General features: G+C 62.3%; 19 protein-coding genes. 6 read left to right on the top strand and 13 right to left on the bottom strand.

Annotated elements, in window-relative coordinates; genetic code table 11:
* The first annotated feature begins 72 nt into the window (after positions 1-72).
* Positions 73-945 carry an S-methyl-5'-thioadenosine phosphorylase gene (locus tag AC2FNA_RS16315; RefSeq protein ID WP_496828302.1) on the top strand — a complete coding sequence of 291 codons (873 nt, stop codon included), beginning with the start codon at positions 73-75 and terminating at the stop codon, positions 943-945.
* Positions 946-1,018: 73 nt separating this feature from the next.
* Positions 1,019-1,648 (top strand): LysE family translocator, encoded by a 630-nt coding sequence (locus AC2FNA_RS16320; protein ID WP_496828304.1) that lies wholly within the window; start codon positions 1,019-1,021, stop codon positions 1,646-1,648.
* On the opposite strand, the gene AC2FNA_RS16325 is transcribed toward AC2FNA_RS16320, so the two are convergent.
* Positions 1,645-1,848: a hypothetical protein gene (locus tag AC2FNA_RS16325; protein ID WP_496828306.1), complete on the bottom strand. Its 204-nt coding sequence runs from the start codon at positions 1,846-1,848 to the stop codon at positions 1,645-1,647. The genes AC2FNA_RS16320 and AC2FNA_RS16325 overlap by 4 nt on opposite strands.
* 72 nt (positions 1,849-1,920) lie before the next feature.
* On the opposite strand from AC2FNA_RS16325, the gene AC2FNA_RS16330 reads away from it, so the two are divergent.
* From AC2FNA_RS16330 to AC2FNA_RS16340, 3 genes are all read left to right on the top strand, one after another.
* On the top strand, positions 1,921-2,043 hold the full coding sequence (locus AC2FNA_RS16330) for a hypothetical protein (RefSeq protein ID WP_496828308.1): 123 nt from the start codon (positions 1,921-1,923) through the stop codon (positions 2,041-2,043).
* Positions 2,044-2,142: 99 nt separating this feature from the next.
* Positions 2,143-2,682 carry an adenine phosphoribosyltransferase gene (locus AC2FNA_RS16335; RefSeq protein WP_496828310.1) on the top strand — a complete coding sequence of 180 codons (540 nt, stop codon included), beginning with the start codon at positions 2,143-2,145 and terminating at the stop codon, positions 2,680-2,682.
* A gap of 168 nt (positions 2,683-2,850) precedes the next feature.
* Positions 2,851-3,333, top strand: a complete 483-nt coding sequence (locus tag AC2FNA_RS16340) for a fasciclin domain-containing protein (protein WP_496828312.1) — start codon at positions 2,851-2,853, stop codon at positions 3,331-3,333.
* Positions 3,334-3,374: 41 nt separating this feature from the next.
* Here the strand turns inward: AC2FNA_RS16340 and AC2FNA_RS16345 are convergent, their stop codons facing one another.
* The 12 genes from AC2FNA_RS16345 to coxB all read right to left on the bottom strand — a co-directional run bounded on the left by AC2FNA_RS16345 (position 3,375) and on the right by coxB (position 13,921).
* Positions 3,375-3,809 carry a DsrE family protein gene (locus AC2FNA_RS16345; RefSeq protein WP_496828314.1) on the bottom strand — a complete coding sequence of 145 codons (435 nt, stop codon included), beginning with the start codon at positions 3,807-3,809 and terminating at the stop codon, positions 3,375-3,377.
* Positions 3,810-3,991: 182 nt separating this feature from the next.
* Positions 3,992-5,407 (bottom strand): FAD-binding oxidoreductase, encoded by a 1,416-nt coding sequence (locus AC2FNA_RS16350; RefSeq protein ID WP_496828316.1) that lies wholly within the window; start codon positions 5,405-5,407, stop codon positions 3,992-3,994.
* A 38-nt stretch (positions 5,408-5,445) separates the two neighbouring features.
* Entirely contained in the window at positions 5,446-6,264 is an 819-nt protein-coding gene (locus tag AC2FNA_RS16355) for an MBL fold metallo-hydrolase (RefSeq protein WP_496828318.1), read from the bottom strand.
* 104 nt (positions 6,265-6,368) lie between these two features.
* Positions 6,369-6,953, bottom strand: coding sequence for a GNAT family N-acetyltransferase (locus AC2FNA_RS16360; RefSeq protein ID WP_234139631.1), 585 nt, complete (start codon positions 6,951-6,953; stop codon positions 6,369-6,371).
* Positions 6,953-8,215, bottom strand: a complete 1,263-nt coding sequence (locus AC2FNA_RS16365; protein WP_496828321.1) for a M16 family metallopeptidase — start codon at positions 8,213-8,215, stop codon at positions 6,953-6,955. Before AC2FNA_RS16365 ends, AC2FNA_RS16360 begins: the two co-directional genes overlap by 1 nt.
* Positions 8,212-9,603 (bottom strand): threonine synthase, encoded by a 1,392-nt coding sequence (gene thrC / locus AC2FNA_RS16370; RefSeq protein WP_496828323.1) that lies wholly within the window; start codon positions 9,601-9,603, stop codon positions 8,212-8,214. Before thrC ends, AC2FNA_RS16365 begins: the two co-directional genes overlap by 4 nt.
* A gap of 5 nt (positions 9,604-9,608) precedes the next feature.
* Positions 9,609-10,280, bottom strand: a complete 672-nt coding sequence (locus AC2FNA_RS16375) for an SURF1 family protein (protein ID WP_496828325.1) — start codon at positions 10,278-10,280, stop codon at positions 9,609-9,611.
* Between the two features lie 183 nt (positions 10,281-10,463).
* A complete protein-coding gene (locus tag AC2FNA_RS16380) occupies positions 10,464-11,279 on the bottom strand; it encodes a cytochrome c oxidase subunit 3 (protein ID WP_496828327.1) in 816 nt (271 codons plus the stop codon).
* A gap of 22 nt (positions 11,280-11,301) precedes the next feature.
* A complete protein-coding gene (locus AC2FNA_RS16385; protein WP_496828329.1) occupies positions 11,302-11,877 on the bottom strand; it encodes a cytochrome c oxidase assembly protein in 576 nt (191 codons plus the stop codon).
* Complete coding sequence (locus AC2FNA_RS16390; RefSeq protein WP_234139625.1) at positions 11,877-12,044, bottom strand: cytochrome c oxidase system small membrane protein; 168 nt, start codon at positions 12,042-12,044, stop codon at positions 11,877-11,879. The genes AC2FNA_RS16385 and AC2FNA_RS16390 overlap by 1 nt, the downstream gene beginning before the upstream one ends.
* Entirely contained in the window at positions 12,041-12,997 is a 957-nt protein-coding gene (gene cyoE, locus AC2FNA_RS16395; protein WP_496828331.1) for a heme o synthase, read from the bottom strand. Before cyoE ends, AC2FNA_RS16390 begins: the two co-directional genes overlap by 4 nt.
* 87 nt (positions 12,998-13,084) lie before the next feature.
* Positions 13,085-13,921 carry a cytochrome c oxidase subunit II gene (gene coxB, locus AC2FNA_RS16400; RefSeq protein WP_496828333.1) on the bottom strand — a complete coding sequence of 279 codons (837 nt, stop codon included), beginning with the start codon at positions 13,919-13,921 and terminating at the stop codon, positions 13,085-13,087.
* 177 nt (positions 13,922-14,098) lie between these two features.
* Between coxB and tldD the strand changes: the two genes are divergently transcribed.
* Positions 14,099-15,520 (top strand): metalloprotease TldD, encoded by a 1,422-nt coding sequence (tldD, locus tag AC2FNA_RS16405; RefSeq protein WP_496828335.1) that lies wholly within the window; start codon positions 14,099-14,101, stop codon positions 15,518-15,520.
* The last annotated feature ends 103 nt before the right edge of the window (positions 15,521-15,623 follow it).

A 15,623-nucleotide genomic window follows, 5' to 3' on the forward strand; every position in this document is an offset into this window, starting at 1 on the left:
CACCCTTGAAATGCGCGCCGGAATCCGCGCAACTCGGACGCGAAACGCCCGCAACAGGAAAAGGCCAGAGACATGCGCAACACCAAGATCGCCGTGATCGGCGGCTCGGGCATCTATGACATCGACGGGTTGGACGCGGCGGAATGGGTCACCGTCGAGACGCCTTGGGGGGCGCCTTCGGACCAGATCCTGACCGGGCGGCTCGACGGGGTCGAGATGGCCTTTCTGCCCCGGCATGGGCGGGGTCACGTGCATTCCCCGACCGAGGTCCCCTATCGCGCCAATATCGACGCGCTGAAACGGCTGGGCGTCACCGACGTGATCTCGGTTTCCGCCTGCGGGTCGTTCCGCGAGGCGATGGCACCGGGGCATTTCGTGATCGTCGATCAGTTCATCGACCGCACCTTTGCGCGAGAGAAGAGTTTCTTTGGCACCGGCTGCGTCGCCCATGTGAGCGTTGCCCATCCCACCTGCCCGCGCCTGTCGGATGCCTGCGAGACCTCTGCCCGTGCCGCCGGCGTCACCGTGCATCGCGGCGGCACCTATCTGGCGATGGAGGGGCCGCAATTCTCGACCCTGGCTGAATCGAAGATGTATCGCGAACACTGGGGCGCCGATGTGATCGGCATGACCAACATGCCCGAGGCGAAACTCGCCCGCGAGGCCGAGCTTTGTTATGCCTCCGTCGCGATGGTCACCGATTACGACAGCTGGCATCCCGATCATGGCGAGGTCGACGTGACCCAGATCATCGCCACCCTGATGGGCAATGCCGACAAGGCGCGCGCTATGGTCAAGGGCCTGCCCGCCCTCTTGGGCGACGCGCGCGCACCCTGCCCGCATGGCTGCGACCGGGCGCTGGACCATGCCATCCTGACCGCACCCGAGGCGCGCGACCCGGCCCTGCTTGCAAAACTCGACGCCGTCGCGGGCCGGATGTTGTGAGCGCGAACAGGCGCTTGACGCTGAGCAGATAAGCAGGCTGACTGCTGCATCCAGTTACCGTACGGAGATCCCAATGCCCCTCGATCTCTGGCTGGCCTTTGTGGCCGCCTCGACCGCCCTTCTGCTGATCCCCGGCCCCACTGTGCTGCTGGTCTTGAGCTATGCGCTGTCCAAGGGACGCGGTGTGGCGGTTGCCTCGGCCACGGGGGTGGCTCTGGGCGATCTGATCGCTATGAGCGCCTCTCTCGCCGGGCTCGGCGCATTGGTGCTGGCCTCGGCCACGCTGTTTACAGTCCTGAAATGGGTCGGCGCCGCCTATCTTCTGTGGCTGGGTTATCGCCTGTTTCGCAGCGCGGGCAGCGCCGGGCTGGCGCAGATGCGTGTCTCTCAGGATGTCAGCGCAGGCTCTGTCTTTGCCCATACCGCCGCTGTCACCGCGCTGAACCCGAAATCCATCGCCTTCTTCATCGCTTTCGTGCCGCAGTTTCTGCGCCCCGAAGCCCCCTTGATCCCACAATTCGCCATCCTGATCGCAACCTTTGTAGGACTGGCAGGGCTGAATGCGCTTGCCTATGCGCTGCTGGCAGACCATCTGCGCCGCTGGATCGACCGGCCTTCGGTCATTGCCGGACTGACCCGCACGGGCGGAATAACCCTGATGGGTATGGGTATTGCCACAGCTCTGCTTCGGCGTCCCGCCTAATCGTCCGAATGCGCCTTCATGAACTCGCGGATGAAGCGGCGTATCTCGCGCGCGGCGCTGGTGTCGAGCGCCTTGCACTTGTCCACAAACGCGTCCCGCTCGTTCTTGTCGAGCCGCAAAACCAGCTGCGCATCCTTTCTGGAGGCGTTTTTTCCGTCTTTCTTGCCCACAAACCTACCTGTGTGGTTGAAAATCTGCATATTCTTTGTATATACAAAGCATAGAACATGTCGATGCACTTCAACCGTAGCAACATAACGGAGGCAAATGCAATGAACCTGCACACCGCACAATCGCTGCTCATACAGGATCGCCGCGACTGGGTGAAACCGCACCTGTCCTGGTTGCCGGCAGCGCTCTACCGATCCTTTGGTAGCCTCAAGACCAAGACCTGACGACGCCCCCGCTCCGGGACGACACAAGTCACCCCTCCCCCTTGCGTCCACGCGTTTCATGCGCCAAACCGCAGGAAACGCTGTTTTTCCGGGGGCCACATGTCCAGAACGAAATCGGTTCAGGATTACATCCGCACAATCGTCGATTTTCCCCATGAAGGGATCCTGTTTCGGGATGTGACCACGCTGTTTGCCGATCCACGCGGTTTTCGCATGGCGATCGACCAAATGCTGCACCCCTATGCCGGCGAGCGGATCGACAAAGTGGTGGGGCTCGAGGCGCGCGGTTTCATTCTCGGCGGTGCAATCGCGCACCAACTGAGCGTTGGTTTCGTACCGATCCGCAAAAAAGGCAAGCTGCCCGGAACCACGATCAGCCAAGACTATAAATTGGAATACGGCGAGGCCATTGTCGAGATCCACGACGATGCGATCCAACCTGGCGAGAAGGTGCTTCTGGTAGATGACCTGCTGGCGACCGGCGGAACTGCGGCGGCCGGAATCAAGCTGGTCGAACGGCTGGGCGGCGAGATCGTCTCTTGTGCCTTCATCATTGACCTGCCTGACCTGGGTGGCCGCAAGGTGCTGGAAGCGATGGGCATGGATGTGCACGCCCTTTGCGAATTCGACGGCCTTTGATCACGAAACATCGCAAAATCGTGATTGGCTTTTACAAAGGACCCGAGCTTAGCTTTTCCTCTCTTTCCGTCAAGAAGGCCGGCCACCAATTCCCGGAAATCCATGGCCTCAAGCTGCGCGTAATCGACTTCGATGCCAACATTGGCAGCAAACCGAAGGAGATACCAAATGTTTCGAAAGTCTGCACTCACGACCGCAACTGCCCTTCTCTTTGCCACCTCAGCCGTCGCAGGCAGTAATTCCAAGGACATCGTCGATACCGCCGTCGGCGCGGGCTCGTTCTCGACACTTGTGGCCGCGGTTCAGGCCGCCGGTCTTGTGGACACGCTGAAAGGGGATGGCCCCTTCACGGTCTTCGCCCCGACGGATGAAGCCTTTGCCGCGCTGCCCGCAGGGACGGTTGAGAACTTGCTGAAACCGGAAAACAAGGATCAGTTGATCGCCGTCCTCACCTATCACGTGGTTCCGGGCAAGGTGATGTCGACAGATCTGAGCGACGACATGACCGCAACCACCGTTCAGGGTGGCGCTGTAACCATCGACCTGGACAACGGAGTGATGGTGAACGATGCGACCGTATCTGCAGCGGATATCGAAGCCAGCAACGGCGTCATTCACGTGATCGACAAGGTTATCCTGCCGAAAGGATAACCCGTAGATGCGGGGCCGGTGGAACCGGCCCCGTATTCCCATTACGGGCGTACGTAGGCGTAGCCCTGCTCTTGCAGCTCGATGAGCCGGACAACACCCGAAGGAACGATGGTCGCCTCCGCCATCAATTCGATCTCGTGACCGGCCTTCTTGCTCATCTTAGTCTTGGTGTTGCCGCAGGCAGCGAAAGTAAGGTTCTCCATTTCCAGGCTCATGGTCGAGATGCGGTCCGCAACCGGACTTTTGCCGGGTATGTACATGTTAAGGCCAGGGCCGTAGGCCACGACCTCTACAAAAACCGTGTCACCGACACTTTCATAGTGCTTGGTGACATTCGCCACGTTGTTAAGCGCCATGTTCATGACCTGCGGATCATTCTCGTCCACATGAACAGCGACGTAGTGCGTCTTGCCTTCGGCCCAGGTCCCGCTTGCTGTTGAAACGGCCAGAGCTGCTGCCAGAAAAAAATGTTTCATTTTCGTGTCCTCCCTAACACATTCATTGTTTCGCATTACTGGGAACATTCATAGAAAAATCATATTTCTCGCATTTGTTTTTTCGTGGCAGCTTGGCTTGTCTCCTCGCGACGTACACGCAAATCCCGGCTTCGCATTGCCTAGAGGTCCGGCTGCAACCGCTTGCCACCATATATGCCGTTTCAGGTGATGAGGACTGCACCAGGGTTCATGATCCCTTCGGGATCGAGCGCTGTTTTGATCGCGCGCATCGCAGCCAGTTTCGCCGGATCGCCATAGCGCTGTAAATCTCCGGTCTTGAACCGTCCGATGCCGTGCTCGGCACTGACAGAACCGCCGTGCTCGTGCACGAGGTCATGCACCAGTCTCTTGAGGCCAGTGGCCTGATCCGCATAATCCGACCGGTTCCGTCCCTTTGGTGGAAACAGGTTGTAGTGCAGATTCCCGTCTCCGAGGTGACCAAAGCAGTTGATGCGGTATGATCCCGCTGCGGCAACCAGCTCTTTCCCGCGGCGGATGAACTCTGGAAGTTCCGACAGCGGCAGCGATACGTCATGGCTGGAGATCGAACCGATCCGGCGATTTGCTTCTGGGATATGCTCACGCAGGCTCCAGAGCGCGGCTCGTTGCGCCTCGCTCTGTGCTACCACCCCATCGCTGACCAACTCGGCCTCCACCGCCACCTCGAACAGCGACTCAAGCGCAGTGACCGCGTCCAGACCGCCCGACAGGCCCAACTCCACCAGAACGCTCCATTCCGGAACCGGGTCCAGCGGCTGGCGCAGATGCGGCAGGGTCTCCGCCAGAAACTCGAAACTCTGGCGGTGAATCAGTTCAAAGGCGCTGATACCCTCGCCGATCTGGCCACGCGCCAATACCAGAATGTCCAACGCGGCCTGCGGATCGCGCACCGCAAGCAATGCGGTGCCCAGCGAGTTCGGCATCGGAAAAAGTTTCAGCGCGGCGGCGGTGATGATACCCAGTGTGCCCTCGGAACCGATCAGCAGGTTCCGCAAATCATAGCCGGTATTATCCTTTCTCAGACGGGTCAGCCCGTTCCAGATTTCGCCGTTGGGCAACACCGCCTCAAGCCCCAGGCACAGGTCACGCGCATTGCCATAGCGCAGCACCCCCACCCCGCCGGCGTTTGTCGCCAGATTGCCACCGATCCGGCAGGACCCTTCGGACGCCAGTGACAGCGGGAACAGTCGGTTCACATCGGCTGCCGCAGACTGAAGATCGGCCAGGATGCAGCCCGCTTCGGCCACCACCACATTCTCTTGCGGATAGACGCCGCGTATCCGGTTCATACGTTCCAGCGAGATGACCAGCGGCGCGGGCCCGTCGGGCATTACCTGTCCGCCCACCAACCCGGTTCCGCCGCCATAAGGCAACACCGCCACACGCTGCGACGATGCAGCCCGGATCAGTGTCGCCACCTCCTCGGTCGAACGCGGCAAGGCCAGAACGCCCGCCTGCCCGGTCCAGCGCCCGCGCGGCTCGGCCAGATAGCGGGGCTCGACCGGGCGAAACACCTCGGCGGGCAGAAGGCCGCGCAGGTGGGTGGCAAAACTCTCATCGGCGGGATTCGGGATCATTCCCTTTCCATGCCCAAGGCGCGCGGACCGGGCAAGCCCTAATCAAGATCGACGAGGTAGCGCGGTTCAAGCACCACCACCGTGGGCCGGTCGGGCAGCGAGCGCAGCGATATGTCGATCTCGGACACGCCATCGCGGCGAATGTCGAAATCGTTTCGAACGCCTGCAAGAAAGCGGTCCAGCGAGTGCCCCGAGAACCAGTGCATCGGGATGATGACCGAGCTTTTCAGGCGCCGCAGCACCGCGATCATCTCGGGCAGCGACATGGTCGTGCCACCATCAACAGCGGCCATCACCACATCAAGCCGGCCAAGGGCAGCGAATTGCGCATCGTCAGGAACATGGTGCAGGTGTCCCAGATGCCCAATGCACATTCCCTCGACCTCGAACACGAAGATCGAATTGCCGCGCTCCTCGACCCCACCATAGACCGAACGGATATCGGTCGAGACATTCCGGATCAGCATTTCACCCAGATCGAGATAGTGTTCTATTCCCTCGCCGAACGGACCCCAGCCTTGCAGAACATGCGGGATCGCCGGGTCGGGGAATTGCGTCCAATGGGTCTCGTGCGCGTGGTTCATGGTCACGATATCGGGGATCATGTCGGCCGTGCCTATGAACCCGGTGAAATCGGTGACCGCGTTCAGCCCGCCGGGCGTCTGGATCAGAAACGAAGCATGCGCGATATAGCTGATCCGCACCGAATACTCCGGCACCGGATCCTGCCAGCCCACCTTGTGCAGATACTCGATGCCGGGCGCGGCATCGGCGATGGCAATGCAGTGGCTTGGGCGACGCTCTTGCGCCGCCGCGCCGCCAGCAAGTAAAGTCAATGCCAGTAGAAACCACCACATTTCATGAATAGTAGCGCATCATCGCGGCAAGTCACGCCTCTGATCCATGTTCGTTAAAAAACACACCGGCTCCGGAACGGTCCCGACGACGCAAGACCGCCCATCTAGCCCGCGTCCGTCTTGCCGCGCCGGTCCGAGCGCAGGCAGGCATAGAGTACATGGGTTCGCCAGCGCCCGTTTATCTGAAGATAGGACTGCGCCACGCCTTCGTATTTGAAGCCCGAGCTTTCCAGCAGCCCGCGCGAAGCCATATTCTCGGGCAGGCAGGCCGCTTCGAGTCGGCTGAGGTCGAGACGGGAGAACGCATGGTGCACCACCGCGCCGATCGCCTCGCGCATATATCCCTGCCGGGCATAGCATTGCCCGGTCCAGTATCCCAGCGTTCCCGCCTGGGCGGGACCGCGGCGGATATTGTCCAGCGTGATCGCCCCAACCAGCACATCGTCCGAGCGACGGAACACGAACAGGGGCACCGCCGAGCCGCTGGAGACCGAGCGCTGCGCCCAATAAACCCGGTTTGTGAAACTCTTGCGGCTGAGATGATCGCTGGCCCAGCTGGGCTCCCACGGGATCAGATAGTCACGCGAAGCCCGCCGCAGCGCCGCCCAGTCGGCATAGTCGGAATGCGCCGGCAGACGCAGGCTGAGCCGCTCGGTTTCGAGTGTCAGCTTGCGGCGGCCCAGCAGCATCAGGCAGCGCGCCTCTCTTGCAGCTCCGCCAGGTTGGGTGCAGCCGAGACCGGGCCATAGAGCGCCAGCGCCGCCGGCGCCTCGACCGCCATCCGCTCGGCAAAGGCGCGGACATCGGCGGTGGTCACCGCGTCGATTCGTGCGACCGTATCCTCGAGCGAGGGCACCTTGCCCCAGATCTGCACAAGCCGCGCCAGCCGTTCGGCCCGGTTCGACGGGCTTTCCAGCCCCATCAGCATGCCCGCCTTCATCTGGGCACGGGCGCGGGCCACCTCGGCCTCGCTCATGTCTTCGGCGGCGCGCTTCATCTCGTCGATGGTGATGCCCGCCAGTTCGGCCACTTGGCCCGCGCTGGTCCCAGCATAGATGGTGGTGGTGCCGGTATCGGCATAGGCGCCGGTCTGTGCAAAGATCGTGTAACACAGGCCACGCGTTTCGCGCACTTCTTGGAACAGGCGCGAGGACATGCCGCCCCCCAGTGCCGAAGAGTAGATCTGAGCGGTATAGATGGCGTCGTCGCGATAGCCGGGCCCCTCGAGCGCCAGCGCGAAATGGGCCTGCTCCAACGCCTTTTCCCGCCGTGCTTCGCCGCCGGTAAACAGCGCAGGTTCCGCCAGCGCGCCCTTGCGCGGGGTGAGATGGCCGAACATCTCTTCTGCCAGCCGGACCAGCAGGTCGTGATCGACGGCGCCGGTGGCCGACAGAATCATCTGCTCGGGCCCGTAATTGTCGGCCACAAAGGTCGACAGATCGGCGCGGGAAAAGGCGCTGACCCGCTCAGCCGGCCCCAGGATGGTGCGGCCCAGCGGCTGGTCGCGATAGCTTTCCTCCTGCAGCCAGTCAAAGATCACGTCGTCGGGCGTATCATGGGCCTGGCCGATCTCTTGCAGGATCACGCCGCGCTCGACCTCGATCTCGCGGGGGTCAAAGACAGGGTTGAGGACGATATCGCCGATCACGTCGAGCGCCAGCGCCACGTCCTCTTTCAGGACGCGGGCATAATAGGCGGTCACTTCGCGCGAGGTATAGGCGTTGATATAGCCGCCCACATCCTCGATCGCTTCGGCGATTTGCAGCGCCGAGCGGCGCTCCGTCCCCTTGAACGCCATATGTTCCAGGAAATGAGCGATGCCGTTCTGATCGATCCGTTCATGCCGCCCGCCTGCGGTCACCCAGATGCCGATTGCCGCCGATTGCAGGCCCGGCATGTTCTCGCTGACGATGCGAAAGCCGTTGGCCAGTTGGTCCTGTCTTACTGTCACGCAGGGATATGCCTTCTGATATGATCCTGGAGGGCGGCCAGCTCGTTTGCGATCCGGGTCACCCGTTCCGGTCGTTCATACAGATCCGACATGCGCGGGGGAAGAGGCGGAAACACACCGCTGGCCTGTTCCACCGCGGCGGGGAATTTCGCCGGATGGGCGGTGGCCAGCGTGATCATCGGCGCCGCGTCGGCCCTGCGGGCCTCTTCGGCGACCTTCACCCCCACCGCCGAATGCGGGCACAGCAGCTCGCCGCTCGAGGCCAGCGTGGCCTTGATGGTGGCCAGCGTCTCTTCTTCCGAGGCGCGGCCCGAGGTGAAACTTTCACGCAGGGCCTGCATCGCGCCCTGGCTGACATGGAACCCGCCCTTTTGCAGCTCGTCCATCAGCTGCGACACCGCCGCACCATCCTGGCCATAGGCGTAATACAGCGCGCGTTCGAAGTTGGAGCTGACCTGAATATCCATCGACGGGCTGATCGAAGGGATGGTTTCGCCCTTGAAATAGCCCTCGCCCGACAGACAGCGGTGCAGGATGTCGTTCTGGTTGGTGGCCACCACAAGCTGTTCGATCGGCAACCCCATCCGCTTGGCGATATAGCCCGCGAAAATATCGCCGAAATTGCCAGTGGGTACGGTGAAGCTGACCTTGCGATGCGGTGCGCCAAGGCTGGTGGCCGCCGAGAAGTAATAGACCACCTGAGCCAGAACCCGCGCGAAATTGATCGAGTTGACACCAGCCAGCCGCACCCCGTCGCGGAAAGCGAAGTCGTTGAACATGTCCTTGACCCGCGCCTGACAGTCGTCGAAATCACCATCCACCGCCAGTGCGTGCACGTTGCTGTCGGCGGGCGTGGTCATCTGGCGGCGCTGCACCTCGCTGACGCGGCCATGCGGGAACAGGATAAAGACATTGACCGCATCCAGCCCCCGGAACGCCTCGATCGCGGCCGAGCCGGTATCGCCCGAAGTGGCGCCGACGATGGTCACCGTCTCGCCGCGCCGCGCCAGTGCCGCCTGAAACAGCTGGCCGATCAGCTGCATCGCGAAATCCTTGAAGGCCAGCGTCGGCCCGTGGAACAGCTCCAGCAGGAAGTGGTTCTCGTTGAGCTGTTTCAGCGGCGCCCGTGCGGCATGGCCAAAGCCTTCGTATGCGCGGGCGATGATGCCCCGGAATTCGTCCTCAGCAAACGATCCGCTCACATAGGGCCACATTACACGAAAGGCGATCTCTTCATAGTGCAGGCCCGCAAGCGCGGCGATCTCGTCCTGGCCCATCACCGGGATCTCGGCGGGCAAGTAAAGGCCGCCGTCGCGGGCCAGACCGGTCAGCATCGCCTCTTCGAAGGTAAGCTCGGGCGCCTGCCCGCGTGTCGAGATGTATTTCATTGCTGTCAGCCTTTCTTGCGGGCGCGGCTGCGCCACAAAAACAGGGAGGTCATCGCGGCCCAGACCAGGGCCAGGCCAAACCAGGTGATTGCATATTGCAGGTGATCGTTGGGGATGCCGGCGCTCTCGACCGGCAAGGGCGTGATACCGGGGCCGGTCGGCGCGCGGGCGATCAGCAGCACCGGCTCGGTGCCCAGCTCCGCTGCCATCGCAGGCACGTCACGGGCAAACCAGATATTGCCGCTTAGATCGGGCGCGGGGGTATAGCTGTCGATTTCGTCGGGCCAGTGCAGGTTGCCCTCGACCCGCATCGGGCCGATCTCGCGGCGGTCCTGCTTGGCGGTCGTGGGGATGAAGCCGCGATCGATCAGGATGCGCCTGCCCTCGTCTGTCACCAAGGGGGCGATGACGCGGTAGCCCGGCCCGACCATCTTGACAGAGACCAGCACGTGCAGTTCCTCGCCCGCCATCTCGCCACTGACCGCAACCGGCAGATAGCGGTCACGTTCGGGATTGGGCTGGGCAGGCAGCACCTGCGGCGCGCCGGCGATGCGGCTGTCGATATCTGCCAGCATCGTCTGTTTCCAGTCCAGCCGCCGCAACTGCCAACTGCCCAGCGCGATCAGCACGGCGAGGCCCGCAAGACCTACGAGAAGCAGAAAGAGAACGCGGCGCATGGCGGCTCCGGAACAGGTGAAACGGCCCGGCGCGGGCCGGTGCCTTGGTATGGCGAGACGGGCCGCATTTGCAACCGGTCAATTGTATCGGGTGCAATTCAGGGATCGCGCCACCGAAGCACCAATGAAAAAGCCGCCCCGAGGGGCGGCCTTGTCTGTCTTTCCGGCGCAGGGCCCATGCGATCAGAGCAGCGGCCACTGACCCCAGATGTAGACGGCGAAGAAGAGGAACAGCCAGACCACATCAACGAAGTGCCAGTACCAGGCGGCGGCCTCGAAACCGATATGCTTCTCAGGGGTGAAATCGCCCTTGAGCGCGCGCAACAGGCACACCGCAAGGAAGATGGTGCCGATGATCACGTGCATGCCGTGGAACCCGGTTGCCATGAAGAAGTTCGAGTAGAACTGGTCACCACCAAAGGTCCAGTCTTCATGCAGCAGCAGCTCGGCATATTCATAGGCTTGCAGCAAGGTAAAGATCATGCCCAGGAAGATGCCGATCGACAGGCCCTGGATCAGCGCCTTGCGGTCGTTGTTATGCACCAGCGCATGGTGCGCCCAGGTCACGGCGCAGCCCGACAGCAGCAGGATCAGCGTGTTGATCAGCGGCAGGTGGAACGGGTCGACCGCGTGGATGTTCGGCGCCACATACTCGGTGCCCACATAGTCCTGCATCGGGTACATGCGATGTTTGAAGAAGGACCAGAACCAGGCAAAAAAGAACATCACCTCGGAGGTGATGAACAGGATCATGCCATAGCGCAGGCCGATGCGGACAACGGGCGTGTGATCGCCGACGCGGCTTTCGGCCACGACCTCGGCCCACCATGCGTACATGACATAGAGCACGGCAATGAAACCGGCCCAGAACATGTAGGAGGTGATTCCGTGCATCCAGAGAACGGCGCCGAAGAGCATGACAAAGCCGCCGATCGCGCCAACCAGCGGCCAGATCGACGGGGGCAGAATGTGATAATCGTGGTTCTTAGCGTGTGCCATCAGTGTCCCTCACCTTGCGGCGTTAGTTCGTGTTCGTTGTTGTACCTGCATCAAGAGCGGCATAGCCCTCGGGCAGATCGATTTCGTAGAATGTATACGACAGCGTGATCGTATGCACATATTTCGCGTCCCGGTCGTTGACGATCTCGGGGTCGACAAAGAAACTGACCGGCATCTGCACCCGCTCGCCGGGCTGCAGAACCTGCTCTTCGAAGCAGAAACAGGCGATCTTGTCGAAATAGCCACCCGCCGAATAGGGCGCGACGTTGTACGACGCCTGCCCCGCCACCGGCCGGTCGGTCGGATTGTAGGCCTCGTAAAAGGCCAGCCCGGTCTCGCCGATGCGCAGCTCCATCTCGGTTTGAACGGGGCGGAACTCCCACGGCATGCCGCGCTCTTTCGAGGCGTCGAAGCGCACCTTGATTGTCTTGTCGAGGATGGTGTCCGACCCGGCCTCGGCCACGCCGGTGGCGCCGCCAAACCCGGTGACCCGGCAGAACCAGTCATAGAACGGCACCGAGGCCCAGGCTAGACCGCCCATAACCACGACCACGCTGACCAGTTGCAAAACGGTTTTCTGAGGTCCCTTCAAAGCCATCAACCCTGCCCTCCGGTACTGGCCTGCGGCGGCTCGAAATCGCCACGGGTCACCTTGACCACGGTCAGGCCGAAAATGATGACGATGAACGCCGCAAGCGTCAGAGCAACACCCAGGTTGCGTCCAAAGCGGCGCTGATGCAGTTCATGTGTCTGGCGCAGGCTCATCCCCAGCCTCCCAGCCCATAGGGGCGCAGCAGCGCTTCGGCCAGAATGGCGCCGAAATGCAGGAAGAGGTAGAGCAGCGACAATTTGAAGAAGTTCCGCTCAGTCTTGAAGTTATCGGCCTCGCTATCGGCCTCGTCCCGGCGCCAGATACGGATGGCCCCCAGCAGGAACAGCGCGTTCAGCACCAGAGCGACGGCCAGATAGATCGGTCCGCCGATATCGGAGAACGCGGTACCCAGCGCCAGAAGCGCCAGCAGGACCGTATAGACGAGGATATGAACACGCGTGGCGCGGCGACCGTGAGTCACGGTCAGCATCGGCACGCCTGCGTCGTCGTAATCCGAGCGCATGAAGAGCGCGAGCGCCCAGAAATGCGGCGGCGTCCACATGAAGGTCAGCGCGAACATCAGCCAGGGTTCCACCGACATGTCACCCGTTGCCGCGATCCAGCCGATCACCGGCGGAAAGGCCCCTGCCGCACCACCGATCACGATGTTCTGCGGCGTCGTCCGCTTCAGCCACATGGTATAGACGACGACATAAAAGAAGATGGTGAAGGCAAGAAAGGCACCGGCAAACACATTGGTGGCCAGGGCCAGCATCATCACCGACAGGCCCGACAGGCCCAGACCCACGGCCAGCGCCTCGCCCGCTTCGACTTTGCCGGCGGGAATCGGACGCTTCTTGGTGCGCTTCATCACCTGGTCGATATCGGCATCCCACCACATGTTCAGCGCACCCGAGGCGCCGCCGCCGATGGCTATGAACAGGATGGCGCAAAAACCGATGAAGGGATGCACCGGCACCGGCGCGGCCAAGAGGCCAACCAGCGCGGTAAAAACAACAAGCGACATGACCCGCGGTTTCAGCAGGGCGAAGTAGTCGCCAAAACCGGCCTCTTCCGGGCGATGTGCGGCCCGGGCAGTGCTGGCGTTGAAGCTTGCGTCGCTCATGCGGTGGTCCCTTGGGGCAAAAGCCGCGCGACATGCGCGCAGCCCGGATCAGTCTTGGCAGGCGGGATCAGGCCCCGCCCGAAAGGTTCAGTTCGATGCGACCTGATAGCTGGTCGGCAGACCGGCAAATTCTTCCTTGGCGCTTGCCAGCCACTTGGCGTATTCCGCCTCGCTGACCACCTTGACGGTGATCGGCATATAGGCGTGATCCTTGCCGCAAAGCTCCGAGCACTGGCCGAAATAGATACCTTCCTTCTCGGCCTTGAACCAGAGCTGCGCCAGACGGCCCGGCACTGCGTCCTGCTTCACGCCGAATGCGGGGATGGTCCAGGAATGGATCACATCGGCACCGGTGACGTTCATCACGACGACCTTGCCTACGGGCACGACAACGGCGGTATCGGTCGCCAGCAGGTATTCGTCCTGGCTGTAGCCATGCTCTTCCAGATCGTCGCGACCCAGCATGAAGCTTTCAAAGCCGAAGCCCTCGTCGGTGTAGTCATAGCCCCAGTACCACTGGTAGCCGGTGACCTTGATGTTGATCTCGCCCTCGGGAATTTCCTGCTGGTTGAACAGAACCGGCAGCGAGAAGGCACCGATGAAGACCAGAATCAGGATCGGCCCGACGGTCCAGAGGATTTCCACAGGGGTGTAATGCGAAAACTTCGCCGGGGTCGGGTTGGCGCGGCTGTTGAACCGCACGATGCACCAGACCAGCAATGCCGCCACCAACAGGCAGATGGCGGTGATGATCACCAGAATCATGCCGTCCAGCGATTGCAACTCGCGCGCCAGCTCGGTTGCGGCGGGCTGAAAGCCCATCCCACCGTCGACCGGTTTGCCGATGATCTCCAGCTCCTGCGCCGCGGCGGGCAGGCTCGAAAGTGTGGCGAGAAGCGCCGAAAGCGTCAAAGCGTTCTTCATGTTCTGTCCTGATCGTTTGATCTTTGCGTCCCTGACCGGGGGGTTCGTGAATCAAACACACCCCGCCCGTTGTCTTTGGTCGCGTTAAAAATCATATTCCCGGAGGCAGATAAAGCAAAATGCTTGCGTCAAACAGACGCTATTTTTGATCTGGATCAAACAACGAGGCCGCAAATCATGGCGCAGAACCCTTTTCGCCCCTTTGAAACAGCCCTTCCGCAGGACGAGGCGCTGACAGTTCTTCGGGCAGCCACCGACGGGGCCGAAGATGGCGAGCTGTTCGTCGAGCGCCGCAAATCCGAGGCGCTGAGCTTTGACGACGGGCGGTTGCGCTCGGCCTCTTACGACGCATCCGAGGGTTTCGGGTTGCGGGCAGTCAAGGGCGAGGTGGCGGGATATGCGCATTCCACCGATGTCTCGATCCCTGCATTGCGGCGAGCGGCAGAAACCGCGCGGCTGGCGGTGGGCGATGGTGGCGGCACTCTGGCGGGCGCCCCGGCTCGCACCAATCGCAAGCTATACACCGAGGACGATCCCATCGCGTCGGCCGCCTTTCCGGTCAAGGTCGAGACCCTGCGCGAGATCGACGCCTTTGCCCGCGATCTCGATCCACGGGTGGTGCAGGTCTCGGCCTCGATCATGGCCTCGCTGCAAGAGGTCGAGATACTGCGACCCGACGGGGTGCATCTGCGCGATGTGCGGCCCATGACGCGGGTCAATGTCTCGGTCATCGTCGAGCGGGACGGACGGCGCGAGAGCGGCAGCGCCGGTGGCGGTGGTCGGGTCGGGCTGGACGGGCTGATCGCGCCCGAGGCCTGGCAAGTGCAGGCGCGCGAGGCGCTGAGGATCGCGCTGGTAAACCTCGATGCCGAACCGGCGCCTGCTGGGGTGATGGAGGTGGCGCTTGGCCCCGGCTGGCCCGGCATTCTGCTGCATGAGGCGATCGGCCATGGGCTGGAGGGCGACTTCAACCGCAAGGGCACCTCGGCCTTTGCCGGGCTGATGGGTCAGCAGGTCGCCGCGCGCGGGGTCACCGTGGTCGATGATGGCACCCTGCCCGACCGGCGCGGCTCGATCACCGTCGATGACGAGGGCACGCCCTCGCGCCGGACCGTGCTGATCGAGGACGGCATTCTGACCGGGTACATGCAAGACCGCCAGAACGCCCGCCTGATGGGAGTGGAGCCGACCGGCAACGGACGGCGGCAAAGCTATGCCCACAAGCCGATGCCACGGATGACCAATACGGTGATGCTGGGCGGCGATGCAGACCCAGCCGATCTGGTGGGCGAGATCAAGGACGGCATCTGGGCGGTGGGATTTGGCGGCGGCCAGGTCGACATCACCAATGGCAAGTTCGTGTTCTCCTGCACCGAGGCCTATCGGGTGCGCAACGGCCGCATCGGCGCCCCAGTCAAGGGGGCCACGCTGATCGGCGACGGGCCTTCGGCGTTGAAACGCATCCGGGGGCTTGGCAATGACATGGCACTCGACCCCGGCATGGGCACCTGCGGCAAGGACGGCCAATGGGTGCCGGTGGGCGTGGGCCAGCCCACGGTGTTGATGGATGGGCTGACGGTGGGCGGCTCGGCGGCGTGAAACCGGACGGCGGCAAGGTAAACAGCTTTGCCGCCGATTCGCCTCCCTGCGACCGAGCCGCCCACGGGCTCGCCCAAGAAACATTCATCAAAGTTCTTTTATT

The organism is Ruegeria sp. YKSD163, from assembly GCF_059612905.1.

Excerpts from the sequence above, each read along its gene's own strand:
- AC2FNA_RS16320 (WP_496828304.1), top strand. The coding sequence starts at position 1,019 with ATGCCCCTCGATCTCTGGCTGGCCTTTGTGGCCGCCTCGACCGCCCTT.
- AC2FNA_RS16350 (WP_496828316.1), bottom strand. The coding sequence starts at position 5,407 with ATGATCCCGAATCCCGCCGATGAGAGTTTTGCCACCCACCTGCGCGGC.
- AC2FNA_RS16380 (WP_496828327.1), bottom strand. The coding sequence starts at position 11,279 with ATGGCACACGCTAAGAACCACGATTATCACATTCTGCCCCCGTCGATC.
- AC2FNA_RS16355 (WP_496828318.1), bottom strand. The coding sequence starts at position 6,264 with ATGTGGTGGTTTCTACTGGCATTGACTTTACTTGCTGGCGGCGCGGCG.
- tldD (WP_496828335.1), top strand. The coding sequence starts at position 14,099 with ATGGCGCAGAACCCTTTTCGCCCCTTTGAAACAGCCCTTCCGCAGGAC.
- AC2FNA_RS16330 (WP_496828308.1), top strand. The coding sequence starts at position 1,921 with ATGAACCTGCACACCGCACAATCGCTGCTCATACAGGATCGCCGCGAC.
- coxB (WP_496828333.1), bottom strand. The coding sequence starts at position 13,921 with ATGAAGAACGCTTTGACGCTTTCGGCGCTTCTCGCCACACTTTCGAGC.
- AC2FNA_RS16325 (WP_496828306.1), bottom strand. The coding sequence starts at position 1,848 with ATGCAGATTTTCAACCACACAGGTAGGTTTGTGGGCAAGAAAGACGGA.
- AC2FNA_RS16335 (WP_496828310.1), top strand. The coding sequence starts at position 2,143 with ATGTCCAGAACGAAATCGGTTCAGGATTACATCCGCACAATCGTCGAT.
- AC2FNA_RS16315 (WP_496828302.1), top strand. The coding sequence starts at position 73 with ATGCGCAACACCAAGATCGCCGTGATCGGCGGCTCGGGCATCTATGAC.
- AC2FNA_RS16390 (WP_234139625.1), bottom strand. The coding sequence starts at position 12,044 with ATGAGCCTGCGCCAGACACATGAACTGCATCAGCGCCGCTTTGGACGC.
- AC2FNA_RS16360 (WP_234139631.1), bottom strand. The coding sequence starts at position 6,953 with ATGCTGCTGGGCCGCCGCAAGCTGACACTCGAAACCGAGCGGCTCAGC.
- AC2FNA_RS16340 (WP_496828312.1), top strand. The coding sequence starts at position 2,851 with ATGTTTCGAAAGTCTGCACTCACGACCGCAACTGCCCTTCTCTTTGCC.
- thrC (WP_496828323.1), bottom strand. The coding sequence starts at position 9,603 with ATGAAATACATCTCGACACGCGGGCAGGCGCCCGAGCTTACCTTCGAA.
- AC2FNA_RS16385 (WP_496828329.1), bottom strand. The coding sequence starts at position 11,877 with ATGGCTTTGAAGGGACCTCAGAAAACCGTTTTGCAACTGGTCAGCGTG.
- AC2FNA_RS16345 (WP_496828314.1), bottom strand. The coding sequence starts at position 3,809 with ATGAAACATTTTTTTCTGGCAGCAGCTCTGGCCGTTTCAACAGCAAGC.
- AC2FNA_RS16375 (WP_496828325.1), bottom strand. The coding sequence starts at position 10,280 with ATGCGCCGCGTTCTCTTTCTGCTTCTCGTAGGTCTTGCGGGCCTCGCC.
- cyoE (WP_496828331.1), bottom strand. The coding sequence starts at position 12,997 with ATGAGCGACGCAAGCTTCAACGCCAGCACTGCCCGGGCCGCACATCGC.